This is a genomic window from Geobacter metallireducens GS-15 (assembly GCF_000012925.1).
GTDB classification, from domain to species: domain Bacteria; phylum Desulfobacterota; class Desulfuromonadia; order Geobacterales; family Geobacteraceae; genus Geobacter; species Geobacter metallireducens.
In genome coordinates, this window is record NC_007517.1 from 1,511,403 (window position 1) to 1,536,761 (window position 25,359).

The 25,359-nt window shown below is 56.6% G+C and carries 25 protein-coding genes and 2 tRNA genes; 24 read left to right on the plus strand and 3 right to left on the minus strand.

Going from position 1 to position 25,359, the window contains the following annotated elements; genetic code table 11:
* Positions 1–25 precede the first annotated feature (25 nt).
* Positions 26–748, minus strand: a complete 723-nt coding sequence (locus tag GMET_RS06790) for a peptidoglycan DD-metalloendopeptidase family protein (RefSeq protein ID WP_004513158.1) — start codon at positions 746–748, stop codon at positions 26–28.
* 333 nt (positions 749–1,081) lie between these two features.
* Between GMET_RS06790 and GMET_RS06795 the strand changes: the two genes are divergently transcribed.
* From GMET_RS06795 to rlmB, 6 genes are all read left to right on the plus strand, one after another.
* The gene (locus GMET_RS06795) at positions 1,082–1,420 is read left to right on the plus strand and encodes a P-II family nitrogen regulator (RefSeq protein WP_004513157.1); all 339 of its coding nucleotides are present in this window, start codon (positions 1,082–1,084) and stop codon (positions 1,418–1,420) included.
* Positions 1,421–1,469: 49 nt separating this feature from the next.
* The gene (gene glnA / locus GMET_RS06800) at positions 1,470–2,882 is read left to right on the plus strand and encodes a type I glutamate--ammonia ligase (protein ID WP_004513156.1); all 1,413 of its coding nucleotides are present in this window, start codon (positions 1,470–1,472) and stop codon (positions 2,880–2,882) included.
* 129 nt (positions 2,883–3,011) lie between these two features.
* Positions 3,012–4,079, plus strand: coding sequence for a flavodoxin-dependent (E)-4-hydroxy-3-methylbut-2-enyl-diphosphate synthase (ispG, locus tag GMET_RS06805; RefSeq protein WP_004513155.1), 1,068 nt, complete (start codon positions 3,012–3,014; stop codon positions 4,077–4,079).
* Between the two features lie 11 nt (positions 4,080–4,090).
* On the plus strand, positions 4,091–5,803 hold the full coding sequence (locus tag GMET_RS06810) for a proline--tRNA ligase (RefSeq protein WP_011365817.1): 1,713 nt from the start codon (positions 4,091–4,093) through the stop codon (positions 5,801–5,803).
* 27 nt (positions 5,804–5,830) lie between these two features.
* A complete protein-coding gene (gene pyrF / locus GMET_RS06815) occupies positions 5,831–6,550 on the plus strand; it encodes an orotidine-5'-phosphate decarboxylase (protein WP_004513153.1) in 720 nt (239 codons plus the stop codon).
* A 19-nt stretch (positions 6,551–6,569) separates the two neighbouring features.
* Entirely contained in the window at positions 6,570–7,322 is a 753-nt protein-coding gene (rlmB, locus tag GMET_RS06820; protein ID WP_011365818.1) for a 23S rRNA (guanosine(2251)-2'-O)-methyltransferase RlmB, read from the plus strand.
* Between the two features lie 44 nt (positions 7,323–7,366).
* On the opposite strand, the gene GMET_RS06825 is transcribed toward rlmB, so the two are convergent.
* Positions 7,367–7,453, minus strand: a tRNA-Leu gene (locus GMET_RS06825).
* Positions 7,454–7,578: 125 nt separating this feature from the next.
* Here GMET_RS06825 and GMET_RS06830 point away from each other — a divergent pair.
* The 18 genes from GMET_RS06830 to GMET_RS06915 all read left to right on the plus strand — a co-directional run bounded on the left by GMET_RS06830 (position 7,579) and on the right by GMET_RS06915 (position 23,808).
* Positions 7,579–7,654, plus strand: a tRNA-Ala gene (locus GMET_RS06830).
* Between the two features lie 177 nt (positions 7,655–7,831).
* Complete coding sequence (gene aspS / locus GMET_RS06835) at positions 7,832–9,616, plus strand: aspartate--tRNA ligase (RefSeq protein ID WP_004513151.1); 1,785 nt, start codon at positions 7,832–7,834, stop codon at positions 9,614–9,616.
* 14 nt (positions 9,617–9,630) lie between these two features.
* On the plus strand, positions 9,631–10,323 hold the full coding sequence (locus GMET_RS06840) for a LysM peptidoglycan-binding domain-containing protein (protein WP_011365819.1): 693 nt from the start codon (positions 9,631–9,633) through the stop codon (positions 10,321–10,323).
* A 252-nt stretch (positions 10,324–10,575) separates the two neighbouring features.
* Positions 10,576–12,798 carry an NADP-dependent isocitrate dehydrogenase gene (locus GMET_RS06845; protein WP_004513149.1) on the plus strand — a complete coding sequence of 741 codons (2,223 nt, stop codon included), beginning with the start codon at positions 10,576–10,578 and terminating at the stop codon, positions 12,796–12,798.
* 50 nt (positions 12,799–12,848) lie between these two features.
* Positions 12,849–13,802 (plus strand): malate dehydrogenase, encoded by a 954-nt coding sequence (gene mdh, locus GMET_RS06850; protein WP_004513148.1) that lies wholly within the window; start codon positions 12,849–12,851, stop codon positions 13,800–13,802.
* Between the two features lie 196 nt (positions 13,803–13,998).
* Entirely contained in the window at positions 13,999–14,193 is a 195-nt protein-coding gene (locus tag GMET_RS06855; RefSeq protein ID WP_004513147.1) for a 4Fe-4S binding protein, read from the plus strand.
* Positions 14,194–14,217: 24 nt separating this feature from the next.
* Entirely contained in the window at positions 14,218–15,351 is a 1,134-nt protein-coding gene (locus GMET_RS06860; protein ID WP_004513146.1) for a 2-oxoacid:acceptor oxidoreductase subunit alpha, read from the plus strand.
* Positions 15,352–15,353: 2 nt separating this feature from the next.
* Positions 15,354–16,172 (plus strand): 2-oxoacid:ferredoxin oxidoreductase subunit beta, encoded by an 819-nt coding sequence (locus GMET_RS06865; protein WP_004513145.1) that lies wholly within the window; start codon positions 15,354–15,356, stop codon positions 16,170–16,172.
* Between the two features lie 30 nt (positions 16,173–16,202).
* Complete coding sequence (locus GMET_RS06870; RefSeq protein WP_004513144.1) at positions 16,203–16,751, plus strand: 2-oxoacid:acceptor oxidoreductase family protein; 549 nt, start codon at positions 16,203–16,205, stop codon at positions 16,749–16,751.
* Positions 16,752–16,901: 150 nt separating this feature from the next.
* On the plus strand, positions 16,902–18,068 hold the full coding sequence (locus GMET_RS06875; RefSeq protein WP_004513143.1) for an HD-GYP domain-containing protein: 1,167 nt from the start codon (positions 16,902–16,904) through the stop codon (positions 18,066–18,068).
* Positions 18,069–18,153: 85 nt separating this feature from the next.
* On the plus strand, positions 18,154–19,104 hold the full coding sequence (locus GMET_RS06880) for a DUF4388 domain-containing protein (protein ID WP_004513142.1): 951 nt from the start codon (positions 18,154–18,156) through the stop codon (positions 19,102–19,104).
* Between the two features lie 39 nt (positions 19,105–19,143).
* Positions 19,144–19,881, plus strand: a complete 738-nt coding sequence (locus tag GMET_RS06885) for a hypothetical protein (RefSeq protein WP_004513141.1) — start codon at positions 19,144–19,146, stop codon at positions 19,879–19,881.
* An 81-nt stretch (positions 19,882–19,962) separates the two neighbouring features.
* Positions 19,963–20,601, plus strand: coding sequence for a DedA family protein (locus GMET_RS06890; protein WP_004513140.1), 639 nt, complete (start codon positions 19,963–19,965; stop codon positions 20,599–20,601).
* A 24-nt stretch (positions 20,602–20,625) separates the two neighbouring features.
* Positions 20,626–21,372, plus strand: coding sequence for an RNA methyltransferase (locus GMET_RS06895; RefSeq protein WP_004513139.1), 747 nt, complete (start codon positions 20,626–20,628; stop codon positions 21,370–21,372).
* On the plus strand, positions 21,369–21,686 hold the full coding sequence (locus tag GMET_RS06900; RefSeq protein WP_004513138.1) for a SemiSWEET family sugar transporter: 318 nt from the start codon (positions 21,369–21,371) through the stop codon (positions 21,684–21,686). The genes GMET_RS06895 and GMET_RS06900 overlap by 4 nt, the downstream gene beginning before the upstream one ends.
* Positions 21,683–22,267, plus strand: a complete 585-nt coding sequence (locus GMET_RS06905) for a LemA family protein (RefSeq protein WP_004513137.1) — start codon at positions 21,683–21,685, stop codon at positions 22,265–22,267. The genes GMET_RS06900 and GMET_RS06905 overlap by 4 nt, the downstream gene beginning before the upstream one ends.
* A gap of 11 nt (positions 22,268–22,278) precedes the next feature.
* On the plus strand, positions 22,279–23,151 hold the full coding sequence (locus tag GMET_RS06910) for a TPM domain-containing protein (protein ID WP_004513136.1): 873 nt from the start codon (positions 22,279–22,281) through the stop codon (positions 23,149–23,151).
* Positions 23,152–23,172: 21 nt separating this feature from the next.
* Positions 23,173–23,808 carry a TPM domain-containing protein gene (locus GMET_RS06915; RefSeq protein WP_004513135.1) on the plus strand — a complete coding sequence of 212 codons (636 nt, stop codon included), beginning with the start codon at positions 23,173–23,175 and terminating at the stop codon, positions 23,806–23,808.
* Here the strand turns inward: GMET_RS06915 and GMET_RS06920 are convergent.
* Entirely contained in the window at positions 23,805–25,358 is a 1,554-nt protein-coding gene (locus GMET_RS06920) for a DHA2 family efflux MFS transporter permease subunit (RefSeq protein ID WP_004513134.1), read from the minus strand. The genes GMET_RS06915 and GMET_RS06920 overlap by 4 nt on opposite strands.
* Position 25,359: the final 1 nt, after the last annotated feature.

Here is a 25,359-nt window from a genome sequence, read left to right on the forward strand (position 1 = left end):
TAAGATGTTTGATATAGTTGTGGAGTCAGTGGATATTGCTTAAATAGAGGGTCCCGTCCGCCTGGACGATGCGACGGATGGCATCGACTTTGCGCCGGTTGGAGGCACTCCCCATGGACGGTCCCCCAGCCAGGAAGGTGGAGGTGATGTTGGTTTCGCCCCGCCATGCTTCGAAGTGGAGGTGGGGGCCCGTTGAGCGCCCCGTGGAGCCCGAGAGGGCGATGGGGGAGGTGCCGTCCACTGAGTCATTTTCAGCCACAAGATTGACGGAATTGTGGGCATAGAGAGTAATGGTTCCGTCGCCGTGGTCCACGATGACCATGTTGCCATAGCCACCGCGCAATCCGGCAAAGACCACCCTTCCCGGAGCCACCGGACGGACGGCGGTTCCTTCGGCAATGGCGATGTCGATTCCGTGGTGTTCGCGGAGGTTGCCGTTGATGGGGTCGTGGCGGAGCCCAACCAGTGAGGAGATTCTCCCGTGGACGGGAAGGGTAGGGGAAAACGTGGGAGATGACGCCTGTGACGGCTTTTCTCCGATGCCGGTGGCGGCCAGATGGCCGGGTATGCTCCGTCTGCCGCGGCGAGGGGCAGGCCGCTCCTTCATGACCAGCGTCGCACCGCTCTTCCCGGGGGCATCGGTGAAGCAGACCACTCCCTCTTCATCCACATAGCGGTAGATGTCGGCGACTCCTTCCCGGGGGAGGACAATAACGAGTGCAGCGATTATGAGGGTGCTCTTTCTCATGGTCTGGACTCCGGTACTATACCTATCGGCATCAGAGCCTGCAAGCTTGAGATGAGAGTATATTTTTCGTGCGATGCTTCTGATTTGTGCATGGTGATTCTGTTTGTGCCTTATTTTTGAGCTGATACGTTTCCGCTCCTCGCATTAGAGTGCGCTTTTGTTGTGAAAAGTATTGTAATCGTTAGTGAAAATAAAGTCTGCCGTTTTGGGCAAAGTATTTGCTTTGCCCATGAATAGTATCGACTGACAAGGTTTCCTGGAATCTTGCTTTTGAACCCTGACGCACCTATAATCAGCCAGTTTTTAACCATTTCCAAGAGGGGGTGCTGTGTCTTGAAAAAAGTCGAAGCGATCATAAAGCCGTTCAAGCTGGACGAGGTCAAGGAAGCCCTGAACGAGATCGGCATCCAGGGGATTACGGTCGCCGAGGTGAAGGGGTTCGGCAGGCAGAAGGGGCATACGGAGCTCTACCGGGGCGCCGAGTATGTGGTTGATTTTATCCCCAAGATCAAGATGGAGATCATTGTCGGCGACGATATTGTCGGAAAGGTTGTCGAGACCATCGAGCAGGCCGCCAAGACCGGCCGCATCGGTGATGGCAAGATATTCGTGACACCGGTGGAGGAAGTGATCCGCATCCGCACCGGTGAGCGGGGCGAGGACGCCCTGTAGAATCACTACTATACGCCAGGTAGTTTTACCATTGAAAGGAGACGTTTTGATGACACCGCAAGAAGTAGTAAGCTTCGCCAAGGAAAACGGCGCGCTGATGGTTGATTTCAAGTTCATGGATTTCGTGGGGACATGGCAGCACATTTCCGTACCCATCACGGAGTTCAGCGAAGATACCTTCGAAGAGGGGCAGGGGTTTGACGGCTCTTCCATCCGTGGCTGGCAGCCGATCCACGCCTCCGACATGATCCTTCTCCCCGATCCCGACACGGCCAAGATGGACCCCTTCGTGGCGGTGCCGACCCTGTCGCTGATCTGCAATGTCTTCGATCCGATCACCAAGGAAGACTACACCCGCGATCCCCGGAACATCGCCCGCAAGGCCGAGGCCTACCTCAAGTCCACCGGCATCGGCGAAATCGCCTTCTTCGGTCCGGAAGCCGAGTTCTTCATCTTCGACGAGGTCCGTTACGATTCCAGCTCCAATCAGTCCTTCTACATGGTCGATTCCGTGGAAGGTGCCTGGAACTCCGGCCGTGAAGAGTTCCCGAACCTGGGCTACAAGCCGCGCCACAAGGAAGGGTACTTCCCCCTCTCCCCCACCGACTCCCAGAACGATCTCCGCAACGAGATGGTGATGGAGCTCCAGAAGGTCGGCATCCGGGTCGAGTGCCAGCACCACGAGGTTGCCACTGGCGGCCAGGCCGAGATCGACATGCGTTTCTCTTCCCTGGTGGACATGGCTGACCAGCTCCAGTGGTTCAAGTATGTCATCAAGAACGTTGCCTACAGAAACAGCAAGACCGTAACCTTCATGCCGAAGCCCCTGTACGGCGACAACGGTTCCGGCATGCACTGCCACCAGTCCATCTGGAAGAACGGCCAGAACCTCTTCGCCGGCGACAAGTACGGCGGGCTCTCCCAGATGGCCCTCTGGTACATCGGCGGCATCATCAAGCACGCCAAGGCCCTCTGTGCCATCACCAACCCGACCACCAACTCCTACAAGCGTCTGGTGCCGGGCTTCGAGGCCCCGGTTAACATGGCATACTCCAGCCGTAACCGCTCGGCATCCATCCGGATCCCGATGCTCTCCACCAACCCGAAGGCCAAGCGGATCGAATACCGGACCCCTGACCCCTCCTGCAACGGCTACCTCGCCTTCGCCGCCATGCTCATGGCCGGCCTCGACGGCATCGAGAACAAGATTGATCCGGGGCAGCCTCTCGATAAGGATATCTACGGACTTTCCCCCGAAGAGCTCAAGGACATTCCGTCCGCTCCCGGGACCCTTGAAGACGCCCTCAACGCCCTCAGGGACGACCACGAGTTTCTTCTCAAGGGTGACGTCTTCACCCCCGACGTCATCGAGAAGTGGATCGAGTACAAGATGGAGGCCGAAGTCAACCCGGTCCGGATGCGTCCGGTTCCCCTTGAGTTCGCCCTCTACTACGACATCTAGGCCCATAGGCGGTACTGCATCATCACGAAAGGCGGGAGCGATCCCGCCTTTTTTTTATCCTGTAGCCCCATGTTATGAAGCCAAACCGTTCTTGACTTTCCGCGGCCGTTCCGGCTACTATGCTCCGCTATGATACGCGAAACCAGGCAGATTCACGTAGGAAATGTCGCCATCGGCGGGGGAGCCCCCTGTTCGGTGCAGTCCATGTGCAACACCGATACCCGCGACGTGGCAGCCACCCTTTCCCAGGTTCTCTCCCTTTCATCGGCGGGTTGTGAGATCGTCCGCTGCGCCGTGCCCGACATGGCGGCGGCCGAAGCGCTGGGTGAGATCAAGCGGCAGAGCCCGATCCCGGTCATCGCCGACATCCACTTCGATTATCGCCTTGCCCTGCGGGTGCTCGAAGGGGGGATTGACGGCCTGCGCCTCAACCCCGGCAATATCGGCGAGCGGTGGAAGGTGGAAGAGGTGGTGAAGGCGGCCCGGGAGCGCCTCGTCCCGATCCGGATCGGTGTCAATGCCGGTTCCCTGGAGAAGGAGCTCCTCGAAAAGTACGGCCATCCCACCGCCGAGGCCATGGTTGAGTCGGCCCTGGGCCATGTCCGCATCCTCGAGGATATCGGCTACGACCAGATCAAGATCTCCCTCAAGGCCTCCGACGTCATGAAGACCGTGGAAGCCTACCGGCTCCTGGCTCAGAAGGTCGATTACCCTCTCCACATCGGCATCACCGAAGCCGGCACCATCTTCTCCGGCACCATCAAGTCCTCCGTGGGGCTCGGCATCCTCCTGGCCGACGGCATCGGCGACACCATGCGCGTATCGCTCACCGGCGATCCCGTGGACGAAGTGCGGGTCGGCTTCGAGATTCTCAAGGCCCTGGGGTTGCGGCAGCGGGGAATCAATTTCGTCTCCTGTCCCACCTGCGGCCGTTGCCAGATCAATCTGATCGGCGTCGCCCAGGAGGTGGAGAACCGCCTCGCCGCCATCGATACTCCTCTGACCGTGGCTGTCATGGGGTGTGTGGTGAACGGTCCGGGCGAGGCGCGGGAGGCCGATGTGGGGATCGCCGGAGGGAAGGGTGAAGGACTCCTTTTCCGGCATGGCGAGATCGTCCGCAAGGTCCCCGAAGCCGAGATGGCCGATGCCTTGATCGCCGAGGTGGAGCAAATGGCCAAGGAAAAAACACACTCATAGAGGTTCGTTTAATGCGCTATTCCCAGTATTTCATCCCCACGGTCAAGGAGACTCCTTCCGACGCCGAGGTCGTTTCCCACAAGCTCATGCTCCGTGCTGGCATGATCCGCAAGCTCGCCGCCGGCATCTACAACTATCTTCCCCTGGGGCTCCGCTCCATCCGCAAGGTCGAACAGATTGTCCGCGAGGAGATGAACCGGGCCGGTGCCATCGAGCTTCTCATGCCGAGCGTCCAGCCGGCTGAGCTCTGGCAGGAGTCGAAGCGGTGGGAGCAGTACGGCAAAGAACTTCTCCGCTTCAAGGATCGCAAGGACGCCGAATTTTGCCTTGGACCGACCCACGAGGAGGTCATTACCGACCTCGTGCGCCGCGAGGTGAAGAGCTACCGGCAGCTGCCCTTGAATCTCTATCAGGTACAATCCAAGTTCCGGGACGAGATCCGTCCCCGGTTCGGTCTCATGCGGGGCCGCGAGTTCATTATGAAGGATGCCTATTCCTTTGACGTGAGCTCCGAGGCGGCTGATACCTCCTATGACAAGATGTATCAGGCCTACCGCCGCATCTTCCAGCGCTGCGGCCTCAAGTTCCGGGCAGTGGAGGCGGATACCGGCTCCATCGGCGGCTCCTCGTCCCACGAGTTCATGGTGCTTGCCGATTCGGGTGAGGATGCCATCGTCTCCTGCACCGCCTGCGAGTATGCCGCCAACGTGGAGAAGGCCGAGGCCCGGCTCTTCCCGTCCGAGCATGCCGAGCCCCGGGAACTGGAAAAAGTGGAGACCCCCCAGAAGCGGAGCGTCGAAGAGGTGACCACCTTCCTCGGCATTCCCGCCTCGTCTCTGGTGAAGACCCTCCTCTGCGTTGCTGACGGAGAGCCGGTGGCAGCGTTGGTGCGTGGCGACCACGACCTGAACGAGATCAAGCTCAAGCACCTTCTCGGCTGCGAAGAGTTGGAGATGGCCAGTGAGGAGATCGTGGAGCGGGTCACCGGCGCTCCCGTCGGCTTTGCCGGCCCCGTGGGGTTGAAGATCAAGATCGTCGCCGACTTGACGATCCAGGGAATGAAAAACTTTGTCACCGGCGGCAATGCCCGTGATCTCCATTTCAAGAACGTGAACATCGGTAGGGATTTTACCCCTGCGCTCATTGCCGACATCCGCAACGTGGTCCACGGCGACCCCTGTCCCCGCTGCGAGGCCGGGCACCTGGAGATGTGGCGCGGCATCGAGGTCGGGCACGTCTTCAAGCTGGGAACCAAGTACTCCGAGTCCCTCCGGGCGACCTTTCTGGACGCCGACGGCAAGGAGCAGGTCATCTTCATGGGATGCTACGGCATCGGCATCAGTCGGACCGTGGCCGCCTGCATCGAGCAGAACCACGACGCCGACGGCATCATCTTCCCGATCCCCATCGCGCCGTTCCACTGCATCATCTCGGCCGTCAGCACGAAGGATGCGGAGGTCGTGGCCGCGTGCGATGAACTCTATCGTGCCCTCACTGCTGTCGGCGTCGAGGTTCTCTTTGACGACCGCGACGAGCGCCCCGGTTCCAAGTTCAAGGACGCCGACCTTATCGGCATCCCGCTCAGGATAGTCGTGGGGAGCAAGAACCTGGCGGAAGGTAAGGTTGAACTCAAATCCCGCAAGGGCGGTGAGGTTTCTCTCCTCCCCCTGGCCGAGGCAGTGGAGACGGTCAAGGGGCTCGTCGTTGCAGCTCTCAATCAGTAATATCCATTCAAGGAGACGATACGCACAATGACGAGAGACCAGGCCCGCGAAAAGGTCATTTTTGCCCTTGATACCGGTGAATTCGCCCATGTGCAGTACTGGGCCGAAACGCTGTCCGACAAGGTCGGGATGTATAAAATCGGCAAGCAACTCTTCACCGCCTGCGGCCCAGCCGCGGTGCGAATGATCCAGAAGTTCGGCGGCGAGGTCTTTCTCGACCTCAAGTTCCACGACATCCCCAATACCGTTGCCATGGCCTCGGTGGAGGCGGCCCGCATGGGAGTTAAACTTTTCAATCTCCATGCCCTGGGTGGCTATGAGATGATGGCGAAAACAGTGGAGGCCCTCGACAAGGAATTCAAGGGAGGGGATAGGGCAAAGGTCCTGGCGGTCACTATTCTCACCTCTTCCACCGAGGAGACCCTCAAGGATTTGGGGATTGAACACACCGTCCCCGACATGGTGGTGCGGCTCGCGACCCTTGCCAGGAAAGCCGGCATCGATGGCGTCGTGGCTTCGCCCCGGGAGATTCCCCTCATCCGCGAAGCATGCGGGAGCGACTTCCTCATTGTCACTCCTGGCGTTCGCCCGTCCTTCGCGGCCCTCAATGATCAGAAGCGGGTCATGACGCCGGCGGAGGCGGTGAAGGCGGGGAGTGATTATCTCGTCATCGGCCGCCCCATTGGTGATGCGCCGGACCCGGCCGCTGCCGCCGAGCTGATTCTCGGCGAGATTGTTGCCGGCTGAGCCGGATGAAAGGCTACGAGTGAAAGAAGAGATACTTTACGGGATCAACAGTGCCATGGAGGCCCTGCGCGGCAAGCGGAGGGCCTTTGAGCTTTTCGTCTCCCGCGATGCCAGCGATCGCCGCATGGAGAAGCTCCTGAAGCTTGCCACAGAGAAGGGAGTCCCGGTCCGCAACCGTGACAAGCGCGATATCAGTCGTCTCTGTGGCACCGATCACCATCAGGGGGTGGCACTCAAGCTAGAGGGGTTTCCCTATACCGGGTTGAGCGATATTATCGACGCCTGGCGCGAATCCGGGGAGAGGGGACTTATCCTCGCCCTCGACGGTGTGCAGGACCCCCACAACCTGGGTGCCCTCATCCGGAGCGCCGCCTGTGCTGGTGCACACGGGGTCATCATCCCCAAGGATAGGGCCGCCAGGGTGACGGCCACGGTGGAGAAGAGCGCCGCAGGTGCCGCTGAAACCATACCCGTTGCCCAGGTCACCAATCTGGCCCAAGCCCTCGACGAGTTGAAGGAGGCTGGCTTCTGGATTTACGGCGCTGCCGACAGTGCCGCCTCGTCCCTCTATGATCAGGATCTGTCTGGAAATGTAGTTATTGTGATTGGCAGTGAAGGGGAGGGGGTGAGGCCCCTGGTGCGGAAGAAGTGTGATTTCCTCGTTGCCATTCCGCTCAGGGGAGGCGTAAGTTCCCTCAACGCATCGGTTGCTGGGGGGGTAATTCTCTTCGAGGTCCTTCGCCAGAGGCTGGCTTTTTCACCTCAGAACTGAAAAAGGGTCTTCAGCAATGATGCTGAAGACCCTCTGATTTTGAATGGTGCCGGAGGTCGGAATCGAACCGACACGGGATTGCTCCCGGCGGATTTTGAGTCCGCTGCGTCTACCAGTTTCACCACTCCGGCAAAAGTGGCCGGATTAAACCACATGTGCTGGAGAGCGTCAAGGGTAAATCCCCCGCTAATTTTTTTAGGAAAAATGTATTGACACTCTTGATGCCATTTTGGTATAAACCAAATCTCTTTTGAACGGGGCTGTAGCTCAGCTGGGAGAGCGCTTGAATGGCATTCAAGAGGTCGTCAGTTCGATCCTGATCAGCTCCACCAAAACATTAAGGGGTTGGCCGAAAGGCCAGCCCCTTTTTGCGTTCAATCTGGTGACCTTTGGTGATACGTCACCAATGCATCAACTTCCCGCTCCCTTACAGTTATGTTTTTCTTGAAGAGTTCTTTCATATTCAGTATGCTTACCCGATTTTAGCGACCTACGAGGAGGTTTTTCCGATGGAAGATATTCTGGGTGAATGGAAGAGAAGTCATTATTGCGGCAATCTGACGAAGGCCGATGTGGGGCGCGAGGTTATCCTCATGGGATGGATTCTGCGCCGCCGTGATCATGGGGGCCTTATTTTCGCCGATCTCCGTGACCGGGAGGGACTCGCCCAGATCGTCTTTGACCCAGCGAAAAACACCGATGCCCATCATAAGGCCGAAGCGATCCGGAATGAATACGTCGTCGCCGTAAAAGGGGAGGTGATTCCTCGTCCTGAAGGGACTGTCAACTCCGCCATGAAGACCGGCGAGGTCGAAGTTCTCGTTACGGAGTGCAAGATTCTCAATCGCTCAAAGGCTCTACCTTTTACCCTTGACGACTATGTCGACGTCGCTGAGAACATCCGTCTCAAGTACCGTTATCTGGACCTTCGGCGCCCGGTGCTCCAGCAGAACCTCATTCTCCGCTCGATGGTTGCCCAGATAACCCGTCAATATCTCTCAGAAAACGGATTCCTTGAGATCGAAACTCCTTTCCTCACCAAATCAACTCCGGAAGGTGCCCGTGACTTTCTCGTCCCGTCGCGGATAAATCAAGGGAACTTCTATGCGCTTCCCCAATCTCCCCAGATATTCAAACAGATTCTGATGATCTCCGGTTTTGACCGCTACTTCCAGATTGTTCGCTGCTTCCGTGACGAGGATCTGCGAGCTGACCGTCAGCCTGAGTTCACCCAGATCGACTGCGAGATGTCGTTTATCGATCGCGAGGACATCATTTCGGTCATGGAGGGGCTCATTGCGAAGATTTTCACGGTTGCCAAGGGGGTGGATGTTCCCCTCCCCATGCCACGCATGACCTATGCTGAGGCCATTCGCCGCTTCGGCGTCGATAACCCCGACGTACGCTTTGGCCTGGAGCTTGTTGAGCTGACAGATATCGTCAAGGGAGCAGGTTTCAAGGTCTTTGCCGATGTCGCAGCCTCCGGTGGAATCATCAAGGGACTGAACGCTAAAGGCTGCGCACGGTTTTCCCGCAAGGAGATCGACGATCTCACCGAGTTCGCCAAGATTTACGGTGCTAAAGGGCTTGCCTACGTCAAGATTGAAGAGGGCCAATGGCATTCCCCCATTGCCAAGTTTTTCTCTGCCGAAGAAATCGCTACAATGAACCAGGCGTTCGGCGCCGAAGATGGTGATCTTCTTCTCTTTGTGGCGGACAAGCCGAAGGTGGTCAACGATTCTCTCGGTAAGCTCCGCAATCATCTTGCCGGAATTCTTGGGCTTGCGGACAAGAATACGTTCAGATTCGTCTGGATCACCGATTTCCCTCTCCTTGAGTGGGATGAGGATGAAAAGCGGTGGGCCGCGGTCCATCATCCTTTCACCGCGCCCATGGATGAGGATCTGGAGAAAGTCGAATCGGATCCGGGAAGCTGCCGCGCGAAAGCATATGATCTGGTCCTCAATGGCAACGAAATCGGCGGGGGAAGTATCAGGATTCACCAGCAACATGTCCAATCCCTCATGTTCAGCATGCTTGGACTTTCTGATGATGAGACGCGCGCAAAGTTCGGCTTCCTGCTGGATGCTCTCGAATGCGGTACCCCTCCCCATGGCGGTATTGCCTTCGGCATGGATCGCCTCATCATGCTTCTTACGGGCAGCGATTCGATCCGTGACGTCATTGCCTTCCCCAAAACTCAGAAGGGAGCTTGTCTCATGTCAGAAGCTCCTTCCCCTGTTGATGCAAAACAACTCAGGGAACTTGCTCTCAAGGTGACCGTCAAGCAATGAGAGCGGAAAAGTGAATGAAGACGAGAAACCTGGCAATGGTTTCGGTGCTGGCTCTTTGCCTTGCTGGTTGTGCTCAGGGGCTGCCACGTTACCGTACCGAGGCCCTGACAAAATTCTCTTCTGTGAGGATGCAGGGGGGAGAACGCGCTAGGGCAGAAGAATTTACGAGTATTACCGATGCACTTGAAGCCGGAGATCGGCTCCTTGAGCGCAACCGGGTTTCGGATGCCGAGCAGTTCTATCTCCTTGCCCTTAGGAAGTCAGAGTTGGCAGAACAACAACTCGCTGCCGAGAATGTACGTCATGAAGCACAAAGGCTCAAGGCTGAAGAGGATCGCCGTGCAGCCGAGCGGCAGAGGATCCTTGAGGAGCAAAAGCGCCGCATGATTGAAGAGCGTGAAAGGGAGGCGCGAGAGACTCGAAAGAAAGTCGATAAACCTGTAGCTGTCAAGGAGAAGGAGCGGGAGGTTCGTCATCTCCCCTCTGTTCACACGGTAAAGCGAGGGGAGACGCTGCCCCAGATTGCAGCTCAATCCGAGGTATATGGCGATGCCTTACTGTGGCCGCTCATTTATCGTGCGAACAGGGATCAGATACGCGACCCGAAGAGAATCTGGCCGGGGCAGGTGCTCCGGATACCGAGAAATGCGGGGCGGGATGATATTGCGGAAGCTCACCGCATTGCCCAAGAACGTCGTCTGCAATAGTCGTGAATATGAACGGAAGCCGGGTTAAACCCGGCTTTTTTGCGTGTAACTTCAAGGTATTTTTGTCGTAAACGGAAAATAGTTTTTCCTTGACAGTACATATAATTTTGCATACTGTATACACACTTTATGGTAAAAGGTTAATTCGGTTTCATGTAAGCTGATTCACACCAATTGCCTATAGTTGATGACGTATCTTCTGGCCATTTTACAAGCCTCTGGCGGATTGCCGTAAAAAATAAAGGAGGGAACATGGCGACACACAAGATTATTTGGACAGACATTGACGAAGCACCCGCATTGGCAACATATTCCTTGCTGCCGATCATCCAGAAGTTTACTGCGGGGACAGGTGTTGAGGTTGAGACACGGGACATTTCTCTTGCTGGCCGGATTCTTGCCACTTTCCCGGAAAACCTGACTGAAGCTCAAAAGGTTCCTGATTATCTGACTCAGTTGGGGGATCTTACCCATAACCCCGAAGCAAATATCATTAAGCTCCCAAACATCAGTGCTTCCGTTCCGCAGCTCAAAGAGGCGATCAAAGAGTTGCAGTCCCAAGGGTACAATGTACCGGATTACCCTGAAGACCCGAAGAATGACGCTGAGAAAGAGATAAAGGAGCGCTATGCTAAAGTGCTCGGAAGCGCCGTTAACCCAGTTCTTCGTGAAGGGAACTCGGACCGTCGCGCACCGGTTTCCGTCAAAAACTTCTCCAAGAAGCATCCCCATAAACTGGGTGCATGGACCTCGGATTCCAAGGCTGAAGTTGCCCACATGACCACCGGTGACTTTTATGGCAATGAAAAATCCATTGTCATGGAGAATGGCGGTGGTTTCAGGATTGAGTTGGTGGGTGCAGATGGCAAAACTACCGTTCTGAAAGACAAGCTTGTTGCCGAAAAAGGCGAAATTCTCGACGGCACCTTCATGAACGTGAAGGCGTTGAGGAAGTTTTATGCAGAGCAGATTGAGGATGCGAAGAAGAACGGCCAACTCCTCTCTTTGCACCTCAAGGCAACCATGATGAAGGTCTCTGACCCGATCATGTTCGGGCATGCCGTTTCCGTTTTCTATTCCGACGTTTTCGAAAAGCATGCTGCTACTTTTAAAGAACTGGGCGTCAATCCCAACATGGGACTTGGCGACCTCTACAACAAGATACAGTCCCTGTCCGAAGCCAAGAGGGCAGAGATTGAGGCAGACATCCAGGCTGAGTATGTCAAGCGTCCTGCTATTGCAATGGTGGACTCCGACAAAGGGATCACCAACCTGCATGTGCCTAACGACATCATCGTTGATGCCTCCATGCCGGTTGTCGTGCGCGAGTCGGGCAAGATGTGGAATGCGGAAGGCAAGCTGCAGGACACCAAGGCGATGATTCCCGATCGCTGCTATGCGACCATCTACAAGGCGATTATCCAGGATTGCCAGAAGAACGGTGCCCTTGATCCTGCAACCATGGGCTCTGTCCCCAACGTTGGTCTCATGGCCCAAAAGGCTGAAGAGTATGGGTCGCACCCCACGACGTTCGAAATTCCTGCAAACGGTACTGTCCGTGTAGTTGCCGAGGACGGCAAGGTGCTGATGGAGCAGGCTGTTGAAGCCGGCGATATCTGGAGAATGTCCAGAGCAAAAGATATCCCGATCCAGGATTGGGTGAAGCTTGCTGTAAGAAGAGCACGGGCAACGGGCGCGCACGCCGTGTTCTGGCTGGATAAGAACAGGGCCCATGATGCGAATGTTATCGCAAAAGTAGAGAAGTACTTGAAGGACCACGATACTGCGGGACTGGAAATCAAGATTCTTGACCCGGTCGCAGCAATGAACTACTCGTTGGAAAGAATCCGCAAGGGTCTGGATACTATCTCCGTAACCGGTAACGTGCTTCGTGACTACCTCACCGACCTCTTCCCGATTCTCGAAGTCGGCACCAGCGCCAAGATGCTCTCTATTGTTCCGCTTCTCGCCGGTGGCGGACTGTTCGAGACAGGTGCGGGTGGATCTGCTCCCAAGCATGTCCAGCAATTTGTGAAGGAGGGTTACCTGCGCTGGGATTCACTCGGTGAGTTCTCTGCATTTGCCGCTTCTCTGGAGCATCTTGGCACTACCTTTAAGAATGATAAGGCGCTTGTTCTGGCCGAGACCCTCGATCAGGCCATCGCCAAGTTCCTCGACAATAACAAGTCGCCGGCCCGTAAGGTCGGCCAGATCGACAACCGTGGCAGCCATTACTATCTTGCCATGTACTGGGCAGAAGCACTGGCGGCCCAGTCAAAGGATGCCGAGCTCCAGGCGAAATTTGCTCCCGTTGCAAAGAAGCTTCAGGAAAACGAAGCCAAGATCAACGAGGAGCTGATTGGCGCCCAGGGCAAGCCCGTTGATATGGGCGGCTATTACCACGCCGACAAGAAGATGGTGGAAAAGGCAATGCGTCCTAGCCCGACCCTGAACGCAATTATTGATGCTATCTAAAGGTAGTTGTATCACGCAGATAACCCCAATTCAAAACGGAGGAAGAAAACATGGCACGTAAGAAAATCTCTCTCATCGGTGGTGGTCAGATTGGTGGCGTTCTTGCTCAACTTTGCGCCCTGCGCGAACTTGGCGATGTAGTGATGTTTGATATTGTCGAAGGTCTTCCTCAGGGGAAGATGCTTGATATCGCTGAGGTTGGTCCGGTTGACGGTTTTGATGTATGCCTCAAGGGTACCAACAGCTACGCGGATATAGCTGGCTCCGATGTTGTCATCGTAACCGCTGGTCTTCCCCGCAAGCCGGGCATGAGCCGTGACGATCTCATCGAAGTCAACTCCAAGATCATGACCCAGGTTGCTGAGGGTATTAAGCAATATGCCCCCAATTCTTTCGTAATCGTTATCTCCAACCCGCTGGACGCCATGGTTACCCTTTGCCAGAAAATCACCGGCTTCCCCTACAACAGGGTTATCGGCCAGGCAGGCGTTCTCGACTCCTCCCGTTTTGCAGCCTTCATCGCCTGGGAACTGGGCGTTTCCGTGAAGGATGTCGTTGCCGTAACCCTCGGTGGCCATGGTGATGACATGGTGCCTCTGGTTCGTTATACTAGTGTTTGTGGCATCCCGGTCATGGAACTTCTTGAGCGTAAGTATAAGGATAAGGCTAAGGCCAAGGAAGTCATGGAGGCAATGGTTAAGCGTACTCGCGGTGCGGGTGGTGAGGTCGTCGCTCTCCTCAAGACCGGTTCTGCATTCTACTCTCCGGCCTCTGCCGCAATCGCCATGACCGAGTCGATCCTCAAGGACCAGAAGCGGGTTCTTCCGACCTGCTGCTTCCTCCAGGGCGAGTTCGGCGTGAATGGATACTACGTCGGTGTTCCTGCAGTGCTGGGCGAGAACGGTGTTGAGCAGATCATTCAGTTCAACCTCGACGCCGAAGAGCAGGCAATGATGGATAAGTCGGTTGCCGCGGTGAAGAGTCTCGTCGACAGCCTTAAGTAATTTTTCCGATTCCCACTGCAGCAAGGCAAAAGAAGGGCCCTGTGCCCTTCTTTTGTCATGTCGGGTCTTCCCTTTAAGAAAATAACAGTATTTTATGATCGTCGCGTTCTAAGCGTTGAAATTGTATACATGGGTGTGTTATATACCAGAGAAGTTTGCCGGAAACGGCCTCATTTTAGTAAAGGAGCGTATCTAGATGGAAAAAAAGCTTCCGACTATCGAGATTGTTGAGAAGTACTGCAAGGGCTGCCATATCTGTGTTGAGTTTTGCCCTACCAAGGTACTGGAGATGAAAGGTTTCGTTGTGGCGGTGAAAAACCTCGAAGCCTGCATCAAATGCATGCAGTGCGAACTGCGCTGCCCCGATTTTGCTATCAAAGTCACCCCGTAACCATTCCAAGAGGAGGTATTTGACGTGGCTAAGAAAGTTGCATTTCTCCAGGGTAACGAGGCCGCAGCACAGGGCGCTCTCTACGCTGGCTGCCGGTTTTTCGCCGGTTACCCGATCACTCCGTCCACCGAGGTCGCAGAGGTGTTGTCTGCGGAACTCCCGAAGGTGGGTGGAAAGTTTATGCAGATGGAAGACGAGATTGGTGCCATGGCTGCTCTTATCGGGGCGTCCTTGACCGGTTCCAAGGTGCTTACATCGACTTCAGGTCCGGGTCTTTCACTTAAGCAGGAAAATATCGGTTATGCCTGCATTGCCGAAGTGCCCGCCGTTATTGTCAACGTAATGCGTGGCGGTCCCTCCACCGGTATGCCGACAGGCCCGTCGCAGTCGGACGTTATGTGCGCCAAATGGGGCACCCACGGCGATCACCCCGCCATCTGTCTCGTTCCTGCTTCGGTACAGGAAGTTTTCGAGGAGACGGTCCGGGCATTCAACCTGGCTGAAAAGTATCGTACGCCGGTCATGATTATGCCGGACGAGATCGTTGCTCATATGCGTGAGCGCATCGTCTTCCCTGAGCCGGGTGAACTCGAGGTGATCGATCGCAAGGGACCCTCTGTCCCGCCCGAGCAATACAAGCCCTACGACACCTCCTTCGGTGATGTCCCGCCGCTGGCTGCATTCGGCTCCGGCTACAAGTTTCACGTTACCGGCCTCAACAAGATGCAGGACGGCTTCCCGACCACTAAGGCTGAGATTGTACAGGCAGAAGAAGAGCGCCAAGTTCGCAAGGTTGAAGCCAACAAGGCTGATATCATGAGATGGGAAGAGTATCTGTGTGACGATGCTGAAGTTATCGTTGTCGCCTTCGGCTCCACTTCCCGTTCGGCCCGTTTCGCAGTAAACGAGGCCCGCAAGAACGGTATCAAGGCAGGCCTTTTCCGCCTCATTACCTTCTGGCCGTTCCCCGAAGAGCGTCTCCTGGAACTCTCCAAAAAAGTCAAAGCGTTCGTCACTCCTGAAATGAACCTTGGCATGTGTACGGGTGTGGTTAAAGGGTGCATCGAGGGGAATGCTCCGGTTATCGGTATTTTCCGGGTCGATGGCGAGCCGATCAATCCGGATCAGATCCTCGACAAGATGAAGGAGGTCAAGTAACCATGGCGTTTGATTACGATAAGTATATTCGTCCCGGTAAACTGCCGCACATCTGGTGCCCCGGCTGTGGCCACGGGATTGTCATGAAAGGGTTGATCCGGGCAATGGACTCCCTCAACCTGAAAAAAGAAGAAACGTGCATTGTTTCGGGTATCGGCTGCGCTTCGCGTCTGCCGGGCTATATTGATTGCTGCACGCTGCACACGGCCCACGGTCGGGCCGCCGCTTTCGCCACCGGCGTCAAGATGGCGAAGCCTGAGATGAACGTTATCCTGTGCGGTGGTGATGGCGACGGTACCGCAATCGGCGGCAACCACTTCATTCATGCCTGCCGCCGTAACATCAACATGACGTACATCATTATGAACAACTACATCTACGGGATGACCGGCGGCCAGTTCTCTCCCTGTACCCCCACTGGCGCCAAGGCTTCTACCACTCCCTACGGCAACCCGGATCCCGGTTTCGACATTGCCAAGCTTGCCATCGGCGCGGGTGCAACCTTTGTTGCCCGTGGAACGGCATACCACGCTGCCCAGATTGACAAGCTGATTGCTGAGGCGATCCAGCACAAGGGCTTCTCCGTTGTCGAAATCCTCGATGACTGCCCGACCACCTATGGGCGCCGCAACAAGTACCGCTCCGTTATCGACATGATGAATCGCCTCAAGGAAGTTGCCGTTCCGGTGAAGGCCGCCGAGAAAATGACGGCCGAGCAACTGGAAGGCAAGATCCTTACGGGTGTTCTTCACAAGATCGAGAAACCTGAATATACCGAGGAATATGCAAAGGTTATTCAGCGGGCACAGGCTGCAAAATAATCACCCTGATTGCAAAAGGAGACTATACAGATGGCTGGAAGATATGAAATTCGTTTTTCCGGGGCTGGCGGTCAGGGCCTGATCCTGGCAGGCGTGATCATGGCTGAAGCTGCCTCGATCTATGACGGCATTCAGGCTGTTCAGTCACAAAGCTACGGGCCTGAAGCCCGCGGCGGGGCATCCAAGTCGGAAGTCATTATTTCTGATGGTCCTATCGACTATCCGAAGGTCACCAAGTGTGACGCCCTTCTGGCTCTTACCCAGGAGGCTTGTGACAAATATTCCCACGACCTCAAGGAAGGGGGATTACTTCTCATTGATTCCGATCTGGTTCTGCGCGAGCCTGCCGGGAACTTCAAGGTGACGAAGTTCAACATCACCAACACCGCCAAGAATGAAATCGGCCGTGAAATTGTAACTAACATCGTTGCGCTGGGCGCTATGGTGGCTCTGACTGGCGCGGTTACGAAAGAAGCGGCTGAGAAGGCGGTTCTTGCCCGGGTGCCGGAAGCTTTTCTTGAACTGAACAAAAAGGCTTTCCATGTCGGTTTTGACAAGGCAATGGCGGCGAAGGCTTAATTCCTTCACCCCCTGAATAAAACAGAAGGCTCGATGCCATTGGCTCGGGCCTTCTGTCGTTTTGGGGCTGGATCATTGCGGGAGGCGGTTTTATAGAGTATAACCAACAATGTATGGCAGGCAGTTGAATCTCTCCTGTGAGATTTTTTCATGACCTTGGAGCTTTGCAACACATCGCTACAGCAGACACAGGAACTCTTGCGGTTGGTAAACGCTACTCTCCGGAACCTCTCGAACCGTAAGTTTACCGACAAGGAACTTCATGTTGAAGCTCTTGGCCGAGTTCTGGGCGGGAGCGGCAGGCGTGGCCCTCTTAGTATCTTTATTCTTCTGAATGGCAAGGCAGGAGCTAGCCGCGGCAGAGTCTTCCATCTCAGTGCCGGGGAGATCGTGGAGGGCTCTGAAGAGATTCTTATTGATCCTGCATCGGTCTATGCTCCGGAACGCCTTACGGATGAAGTTATCATCTCCAATTGGTGTGATACCTGTGAAACGGTTGAGGAGTATCAAGCCTATTTTCATCCAACGGTAAAGGAGTACATGGGTAAGCTCTTAACAAATTTCATCTGCTGTCACATAGGAGGTGACGCAGGTGGAGCGCTCCTGGCCTTTAACTATCCCGGTGAGGCTACGGAGTACGATGCAATGGTTCTTCAGAGTCTTGCCGTGGTTATCGGGTCGTTGACCACGTTATCCAACAGTGTCAGGGAGACGGAGAAGGCTTTTATCTATACCATTGAATCCCTAGCACGGGCGTGCGAAGCTGCGGAGGAGGGTACTGGCGAACATATTGTCCGTGTCAACCGCTATGCAGGGGCTTTGGCTGCCAATATGGGGCTGCCGGTTGATCTTGTGGAAGTGATTTCCTACTCGGCGCAGATGCATGATGTGGGCAAAATCCGGGTACCGAATGAAATACTTCTTAAGCCAGCCCCCCTTAACGAAGACGAATTGCGTATCATGCGTCTACACCCCGCCTATGGTGAGAAGATCCTTGGTGATTCACCCCGACTGCAGATTGCCCGTGAGATTGCCATATCACACCACGAGAACTGGGACGGCAGTGGATATCCCCATGGTTTGCGCGGGGAGGATATTCCACTCTCCGGGCGAATTGTGAAATTGGCTGATGTCTACGATGCCTTGCGCTCAAGGAGAAGCTACAAAGAGCCCTTAAGTCACGAGGAGGCGCTTTCCGTCTTTACGGTTGGAGACAGGCGCATCGATCCGGGGCGCCATTTCGATCCTGCAGTTATGGCGACTTTCTTTGCCATTGAACATATTTTTGCCCGAATTTATAAGAGTATGAGTGCTTAATCGGCCTGGATTACCTCTACTTAGGCTTTGACTCCCGCACACAAATCGATTACTTTGTGAAAAACCTCTGACCAAGGAGACCGGGATGTTCCTCCTTCCCAAGGGAAACCCACTGTATGAGAACATAGCCGCTGCTAAGGTCAAGCTTCCTGATATGTTCGAGAAGCTCAAGGCAGGCGGGTTCACGGGCTACCTGAACTTTACGTTTCCCTCGGCAACGGCGATTCTCTTCTTTGAAGCCGGCAAGCTGATCAGTGCCGTGCATGAACAGGATGGGCGTAAGCTCACGGGGTTCGAAGCGATTGCTGGCGTCTGCACCCTTATTTTTGCTGGCGGTGGAAGTCTTAGTGTCTACAGGCTTTCCAAGGATCTGACCATGTGTTTGCACGCGATGATCCATGGGGATGTCCTCTACGCGGGGCAGGAACTGAAGCTGATCGACATTAAGGGGCTCCTGGAGAAGATGAAAGCCCAGAGGCTCAATGGTTGTCTCAGGCTCTACACCGAGAGCCGCACAGCCCTTATTTTTTACAAGGAGGGGGCGCCTCTCGGTTTCTTTCATGACGGCTCCACAGATATAGAAACATCGGCAACCGAGTCCCAGAAGATTGCAGGGCTACCGGGGGCAAAGATAGATGTGCTCTCCACGAAAAGCGCCGATGAGTTGATGCACTATGACCTTCTTGAGATGGTCAACGTGTCGAAGCTTTGGGAATCGACCAGCAGCAGATTCGCCTCTGAGCGCGACAAGATCCGCAATGAAGCTGCTGTTGTCGACCGGTACCAGGAAGAGGAAAAGCTTCGGGAACTTGAGGATGATCTGAAAGAAGTTGCCATGGCGTACGTGGGGAGGATGGGGGCTGCCCTCGTGGAGAAGGAACTGAATGACCGGGGGGGACGGCGGGCACTCCAGGATAGTGCGCTTGTCGGCGCGTTTCTGGCCGGGGTGGAAAAGGGGGCAAAGCTGCTCACCAGCATGTCCAAGACTAAGGAGATGCTGGACACCATGAAGGAAGAGATTGCCCGGCGGATTTAACAGGCTGTAGATGATTTTTTCCGAGTAGTTGGGGGGACAATGGCGGACATCACCACGGTTGACCTTGTACAAATAACATTCTGGTTCCTGGCGGGATGTATCAGTTTTTACTTCAGTATCGGTAATGCCCGGGTCTGGACCAGTATTTCGCTGGGATTCTTCCTCATTTTCCTGAGCCAGCTCTATGTGGTGGAGAAGGCCCTCGATATGCCGTGGACCGCCTATACCCAGCTTGAGGCCATCCACTACATTATCGGCACCATCTCTATCATGGTCATGACCCACGGGTTTCAAGAGTATTACATCTTCAGCCGTACCCTGGAGATCGGCGGGACCAAGACGGCGGTTTATCTGACGGTTCTCGGCGTTGTCGCCGCGTCGGTGGTCTTCGTATTCATCAATCCGGAGCCTCAGTACACGGTGCTTCGCAACATCAGCGTGATTGAGAATGCCACGTGGGTCTTCCTCTCCCTGGTCAATCTCGATATGGTCCGAAAGATCTATGCCCAGATCCGGGACTCGGTCATTGCCAAGGGATTCATCGGTTTTGGCATTGTCTTTATCGCCATCTTCCTCTGGAAGGGGGCTGAGCTCTATCTCCAGGTCTATAACTGGGATGCGGACTGGAAGCTCATCATGCAGAACCTTGGGGGCGTCGTGCCTGATCTGTATTCGGGGCGTCGCGACTTCTCGCTCTTGGTCCACGACTATGCCGGTCTCCTTTCCGGGGTCTCGGTGGGGGGGACATTCATTTACCTGTTGAAGTTGTTGCGTTAACGCAGCACGTGGATCTATTTTCCGAGAAAAGGGCTGCGAGGCCCTTTTCTTGTTTGCGGGACAGTGAGCACTGTTCCGTCGATGCTCGGGGGCTACGTGAACCACCTGCTTGGTGAGTATCTGCAGCAACATGGTTACTGGGTTCTGTTTCTTTGGACCTTCCTAGAAGGGGAGGCGGGTCTCATCCTGGCCGGGTTCCTGGCCTTCCAGGGGTATCTGACTCTTCCCGCCGTTATCGTGACGGCCCTTGGCGGGGCGTTTCTCGGCGATCAGTTTTACTTTTATCTGGGGCGTTGGAAGGGTCCATGGCTTCTCAAGATGTTCACCCTTGTCGCCCGGAAGTTCCGCAAGGCCCTGCGGCTCATTGAGAAGTACGGTACGTTCGTTGCTTTCATCTCCCGATACACCTATGGTTTCCGGATTGTTTTGCCGATCATCCTCGGTATGTCCAGTTTTCCGGCGTCCCGCTTTCTTTCCCTCAATATGGTGAGTGCGCTCCTCTGGGCGACGCTGTTTTCGTTGGCCGGTTACTTCTTCGGCAAAAGCGCATCGCTGTTCGTGGAGGACGTGAGCCGTTACGAGATGCACCTTCTCGCAGCGCTCGCCGGCCTTATTTTCTGTATGTGGCTGTCCCATTTCGTCCATGCCTGGTTCCGGCGCAAGCCGGCCCGAACGAGGTTGAAGAGGATAAGGGATAGCCGAAAAACCGTGGATCAGTAACAAAGAGATGTGCTGGAGACCTCGATGACCGTTTCGATGAAGAATAATATTTCAGTCATCCTCGTGGAACCCCAGAGTCCGGGTAACGTGGGGATGGTCTGCCGGGCCATGAAGAACATGGGTCTGGCTGAACTCCGCATCGTCAAGGGATGCCCCCTCGACCATCCCGAAGCATACAAGTTTGCCGTTTCCGCCAAGGACCTCCTGGAGGGGGCGCGGGTCTTTCCATCCCTCGAAGAGGCCCTGGCCGACACGGAGCTCTCCGTTGCCACCACCCGCCGTCACGGCAAGTACCGGCAGGAGATTTACTCTCCCGGGGAAATAGCAGGGAAGATCGTCACGAACCTGGCCGGCAACCGTGCGGCCCTCGTTTTTGGCCGGGAAGACAGCGGTCTGACCACCGACGAGCTTTCCCTCTGCCGGTGGCACGCCACCATCCCCACCTCCGCAGAATATGGATCATTGAACCTGGCCCAGGCGGTGTTGATCTTCTGCTACGAACTTTTTGCGGGATTGGGTGAGGGAACCGTTGCGGGGGAGGCCCGGACCCTGGCAGGCAGCGCTGCCCAGGAGGCCCTCTTCGGCCAGATGGAGCGGACGCTCTTGCGGATCGGTTTCCTCAATCCCCAGAACCCTGACCACATCATGCGGACAGTGCGGCGCATCTTTTCTCGGGCCGAGCTGGATGACCGCGAGGTGGCCATCCTGCGCGGCATGATGACCCAGATCGATTGGGCCGCCGACCAGTTCAAGGGGAAGAAGGGGCAATGAACGGCGAGATAATGCTGGGGCTGGTGGCCGGCGCGGTGACGAGCATCGCGGTGGTGCCGCAGGTGGCCCGGGCCTACCGTACCAAGCGTGTGCGGGACATCTCGGTCTGGCAGCCGGTGATCCTGGTCGCCGGAATGATCCTCTGGCTCACCTATGGCGTCATGATCGGGGACATACCGCTCATCGCAGCCAACATCTTCTCCATCGCCTGCAACGGCATCCTGATCGGGATGAAATTCTGCTACCGTGGGGGTGACAACGGGGCCGATGGTGGTTATTCTTTAGGGCAAACCAATCAAACGGAGGACCTATGAAACGGATAGTAATGCTTGTGCTTGCCGCTCTCACCCTCTCGGGGTTGACAGGGTGTGGCTACAACGTGATGCAGGCCAAGGAAGAGGCGGTTCTCGCCGCATGGGGCGACGTTGAGGCCGCCTACCAGCGTCGGGCGGATCTGGTTCCCAACCTCGTGGAGGTGGTGAAGGGATATGCGAAGCACGAGGCGGATACCTTGACGGCAGTGACCGAGGCCCGGGCCAAGGTGGGCTCCATGCAGGTGACCAAGGAGGCGCTGTCGAACCCTGAAACTTTCGCCAAGTTCCAGCAGGCCCAGGGGGAGCTTTCCGGTGCCCTTTCCCGGCTCATGGTGGTGGTCGAACGGTATCCCGACCTCAAGGCGAACCAGAACTTCCTTGATCTCCAGAACCAGCTGGAGGGGACCGAGAACCGGATCAACGTGGCCCGGACCCGCTACAACAAGTCGGTTCAGGACTTCAACACCAGCATCCGCACCTTCCCCAATAGTCTCACCAACAAGCTCCTGCTGCACCTGGAGCGGAAAGAACCCTTCAAGGCGGAAGAAGGGGCCAAGACGGCACCCAAAGTGAAGTTCTGACCGAGATTTGAATGATACGTCTCTTCCTTGCCATACTCATCGTTCTCCTCCCCGCGTTAGCTTCGGCTCTGGATGTGCCGCAGCTGCGGGGGTATGTGAACGACTATGCCGGCATCCTCTCCGCCGGAACGGTGCGGCAGTTGGAGGAATCCCTTGCCGGGTTCGAGCGGAGCGATTCGACCCAGATCGTGGTCCTCACGGTGCCGTCCCTGGAAGGGGATGATCTGGAAACTTTCTCCATCCGGGTTGCCGAGGCATGGCAGATCGGCCACAAGGGGAAGGACAACGGCGCCATCCTCCTGGTTGCCAAGGCGGAGCGGAAGGTTAGGATAGAGGTGGGGCGCGGCCTCGAAGGAACCCTCACCGACCTTGTCTCGGGGCGGATCATCCGGGGCGAGATCACCCCCCGCTTCAAACAGGGGGATTTCGACGGCGGCGTCACTGCCGGCGTTACCGCCATCATGGCTGTGGTCAAGGGAGAGTATGCCGCCACACCGCGGGATCTCCGACAGGGGAAACGGAGCGCCCCTCCTGTGGCGGCGCTCCTGTTCTTTCTCGGTGTCGCCTGCATCTTCCTCGGGGCGCTCTCACGGGTCTTCGGAGGCATCGCCGGGGCTGCAGGGCTCCCCTTGGTGGCCTCGCTCACTTTCCCGGGTCTTGGCATTATCGTTCTCGCAGGGCTGGCGGTGGCGGGATTTCTCCTGGGCATCTTCCTGACGTTCCTCTTCGGCGGCGGGGGACGGGGAGGAGGGGGCACTTGGGGTGGTCCCTTCTACGGGGGGGGCTTTGGTGGAGGATTCGGCGGCGGATGGTCATCGGGCGGGGGAGGCTTTTCCGGGGGCGGCGGTGGCTTCGGCGGCGGCGGAGCGTCCGGTGACTGGTGATCAGGGTATGAGGGGGAACGCGTGAAAAGGGCGGAGGAGTTTTTCACCCCGAAGGAGCGGGAGCGGGTAAGGGCCGCCGTGGCGGAAACCGAGAGAGGCACTTCGGGGGAGATTGCCACCATGGTCGTGGACGCCAGCGACAGCTATCGTGAGGCGGAAATTCTCGGCGCGGTGCTCCTCTCCGGGCTCCTGTCGGTCATTGTTGCCGTGACGATCCACCATGTGACCATCTGGTCGTACATCCCCCTGGTTGTCCTGCTCTATTTTCCTTCCTGGTATCTCTTTCGGCGCGCCCCGCGTCTGAAGCTTCCCTTCGCGGGACGCCGCCGGCTCGCCGAGGCGGTGCGGGAGCGGGCGGTGCGGGCTTTCTACGAAAAGGGGCTCTACCGGACCCGTGAGGAAACCGGCATTCTCATCTTTATTTCCCTACTTGAGCACAAGGTATGGATCCTTGGGGATCGGGGCATCAACAAGAAGATCGATCCGCGTTTCTGGCAGGAGTTGGCCGCTCAGCTGGCCCGGGGGCTTCGGGAGGGGCGGGCCTGCGATGTCCTCTGCTCGGTCGTTGCCGGGTGCGGCGCCGAACTGGCCAGGCATTTCCCCCACAGGGCCGACGATGTGAACGAGTTGCAGGATGAGATTCTCACCGAGCGTTAGTGCACCCCTTCGGTTTCAGCGCCGGTTTTCTGCTTTCTGAGCAGGAGCAGAAACGGCATCACACCGAGAAACGTCAATCCCACGATCCAGAAAATACGGTTGTAGGCCAGCATCCCCGCCTGGCGCTGGAGCATGCCATAGATGGCTGCCAGGGACGCCTTGTCGGCGGTGGCGGCATCGAGGCCCCTCAGCATCAATCCCTGCTTCACCATCTCAAGTTTTTGCCGGGCCACCGGGCTGTAGGGTGTAACCTGTCCAGCCAGGACATTCTGATAAAATTGAGACTGGCGGGAGAGCATCGTTGCCGCCACGGCGATCCCGACACTGCCGCCCATGTTGCGCAGCAGATTGTAAAGGCCGGCGGCATTTCCCATTTCCACCTTCGGAATCGAGCCGAGGGTCAGGGTGGAGAGCGGCACGAAGAGCATGGCAAGCCCCACCCCGAGAATGACCCTGGGCCAGACGAAGTCCCAGTACGACGCCTCCAGCGTGAAGCCCCGCATCAGGAACATGGACCAGGCGCTGATGATGAGCCCCACCAGTATCACCTTTCTCCCATCATATTTCGAGATAACCGCGCCGACGAAGGGCATGGTGATGAGGGTAGCCGCTCCCCCCGGGGCAAGGACCATCCCCGCCATGGTGGCGTCGTACCCCATGAGGGTCTGGAGGAAGAGGGGGATCAGCACGATGGAGCTGTAGAGACTGAAGCCCAGCATGAACATGACGAAGTTCCCCGCCGAGAAGGAGACATCCTTGAAGAGCCGCAGGTTGATGATCGGGTGTTCGTGTTTCAGTTCCACATAGACGAGGGCGAGGAGGGTCAGGGCCGAGAGGATCGAGCAGGACAGGATGAAGGATGAATTGAACCAGTCGTCCTGCTGCCCTTTGTCGAGGACGATCTGGAGCGCTCCGAGACCGACGGTGAGAAGCCCGAGCCCCCACCAGTCAATGGCCACCCTGGCCCGGCGCAGGTACGGCGGGTCGAAGATGAAGGCGGCGGCCATGATGACGGCGATGATGCCGAGGGGGATGTTGATATAGAAGATCCACCGCCAGTTCAGGTTGTCGGTGATCCACCCTCCGAGGGCCGGGCCGATGATCGGCCCGAACATGGCGCCTACGCCGAAGATGGCATTGGCCATTCCCCGTTCGTGGGGAGGAAACGTTTCCAGGAGGATCGCCTGGCTGCTGGGGATGAGGGCGCCCCCGGCCGCTCCCTGGAGCACCCGGAAAAAGATGAGGCTTGCCAGGTTGGGGGCCGCGCCGCAGAGAAGCGAGGCCAGAGTGAAGAGGGTGATGCAGGAGATGAGAAACCGTTTGCGTCCGAAAAGCCTGGAAAGCCAGCCGGTCATGGGAAGGACCACGGCATTGCTCACCAGGTAGGAGGTGAGGACCCACGTGATTTCGTCGGTCCCCGCGTTGAGGCTCCCCTGCATGTGGGGAAGCGCCACGTTGGCCACCGACGTGTCTACGATCTCCATGATGGTGGGAAGCATCACGGTGATGGTGACGATCCACTTGTTGACGTCCTTGACCGGTGCGTCCATG

Excerpts from the sequence above, each read along its gene's own strand:
- GMET_RS06900 (WP_004513138.1), top strand. The coding sequence starts at position 21,369 with ATGAACGGCGAGATAATGCTGGGGCTGGTGGCCGGCGCGGTGACGAGC.
- GMET_RS06895 (WP_004513139.1), top strand. The coding sequence starts at position 20,626 with ATGACCGTTTCGATGAAGAATAATATTTCAGTCATCCTCGTGGAACCC.
- GMET_RS06855 (WP_004513147.1), top strand. The coding sequence starts at position 13,999 with ATGGAAAAAAAGCTTCCGACTATCGAGATTGTTGAGAAGTACTGCAAG.
- mdh (WP_004513148.1), top strand. The coding sequence starts at position 12,849 with ATGGCACGTAAGAAAATCTCTCTCATCGGTGGTGGTCAGATTGGTGGC.
- GMET_RS06845 (WP_004513149.1), top strand. The coding sequence starts at position 10,576 with ATGGCGACACACAAGATTATTTGGACAGACATTGACGAAGCACCCGCA.
- GMET_RS06870 (WP_004513144.1), top strand. The coding sequence starts at position 16,203 with ATGGCTGGAAGATATGAAATTCGTTTTTCCGGGGCTGGCGGTCAGGGC.
- GMET_RS06875 (WP_004513143.1), top strand. The coding sequence starts at position 16,902 with ATGACCTTGGAGCTTTGCAACACATCGCTACAGCAGACACAGGAACTC.
- aspS (WP_004513151.1), top strand. The coding sequence starts at position 7,832 with ATGGAAGATATTCTGGGTGAATGGAAGAGAAGTCATTATTGCGGCAAT.
- GMET_RS06910 (WP_004513136.1), top strand. The coding sequence starts at position 22,279 with ATGATACGTCTCTTCCTTGCCATACTCATCGTTCTCCTCCCCGCGTTA.
- GMET_RS06890 (WP_004513140.1), top strand. The coding sequence starts at position 19,963 with ATGCTCGGGGGCTACGTGAACCACCTGCTTGGTGAGTATCTGCAGCAA.
- GMET_RS06865 (WP_004513145.1), top strand. The coding sequence starts at position 15,354 with ATGGCGTTTGATTACGATAAGTATATTCGTCCCGGTAAACTGCCGCAC.
- pyrF (WP_004513153.1), top strand. The coding sequence starts at position 5,831 with ATGACGAGAGACCAGGCCCGCGAAAAGGTCATTTTTGCCCTTGATACC.
- GMET_RS06790 (WP_004513158.1), bottom strand. The coding sequence starts at position 748 with ATGAGAAAGAGCACCCTCATAATCGCTGCACTCGTTATTGTCCTCCCC.
- glnA (WP_004513156.1), top strand. The coding sequence starts at position 1,470 with ATGACACCGCAAGAAGTAGTAAGCTTCGCCAAGGAAAACGGCGCGCTG.
- GMET_RS06920 (WP_004513134.1), bottom strand. The coding sequence starts at position 25,358 with ATGGACGCACCGGTCAAGGACGTCAACAAGTGGATCGTCACCATCACC.
- GMET_RS06885 (WP_004513141.1), top strand. The coding sequence starts at position 19,144 with ATGGCGGACATCACCACGGTTGACCTTGTACAAATAACATTCTGGTTC.
- GMET_RS06810 (WP_011365817.1), top strand. The coding sequence starts at position 4,091 with ATGCGCTATTCCCAGTATTTCATCCCCACGGTCAAGGAGACTCCTTCC.
- GMET_RS06905 (WP_004513137.1), top strand. The coding sequence starts at position 21,683 with ATGAAACGGATAGTAATGCTTGTGCTTGCCGCTCTCACCCTCTCGGGG.
- GMET_RS06840 (WP_011365819.1), top strand. The coding sequence starts at position 9,631 with ATGAAGACGAGAAACCTGGCAATGGTTTCGGTGCTGGCTCTTTGCCTT.
- GMET_RS06880 (WP_004513142.1), top strand. The coding sequence starts at position 18,154 with ATGTTCCTCCTTCCCAAGGGAAACCCACTGTATGAGAACATAGCCGCT.
- ispG (WP_004513155.1), top strand. The coding sequence starts at position 3,012 with ATGATACGCGAAACCAGGCAGATTCACGTAGGAAATGTCGCCATCGGC.